Origin of the sequence: Nocardia asiatica NBRC 100129, from assembly GCF_000308415.1 — a bacterium.
Lineage (GTDB): Bacteria > Actinomycetota > Actinomycetes > Mycobacteriales > Mycobacteriaceae > Nocardia > Nocardia asiatica.
This window is the reverse complement of sequence record NZ_BAFS01000322.1, coordinates 1-357: the sequence shown is the minus strand read 5'-3', so window position 1 is coordinate 357 and position 357 is coordinate 1. Positions and strand designations below refer to the sequence as shown.

Annotated in this window: 1 pseudogene; it reads left to right on the top strand. The window is 72.3% G+C overall.

Going from position 1 to position 357, the window contains the following annotated elements:
• Window positions 1-186, top strand: a pseudogene (locus ON27_RS29200) (nitronate monooxygenase); the annotation flags it as partial.
• Window positions 187-357: the final 171 nt, after the last annotated feature.

The following is a 357-nucleotide window of genomic DNA, read 5'->3' as shown; positions in this document are numbered from 1 at the left end:
CGGGAAGACGAACTCGCCGCGGATCCGTCCGCCGCGCAGGCCCTCGCCATGGCGATCGCGGCGGACGATCCGGCTGTCGTGCCGATCGATGCGGGGCAGGGCGTCGGCCTGGTCACGGCGGTGGAGCCGGCCGCGCGGGTACTCGAACGCCTCTGGCGAGGCGTGAGCGAGCCGATCGCGGGCTGAAGTCAGTCCTCGCTGCCGGTCCGGTCGCCGAGGTAGCGAAGCAGTTCCGGATCGGCGGAAGTCAGCCGATCGACTTCTTCCCCGCCGGTGCACTGGTAGAGCGCCACGGTGACCGAATCGGGCCTGCGAGCGGTCACGCGCCAGACTCCGCCCGCGTCGGTCCAACGCCGC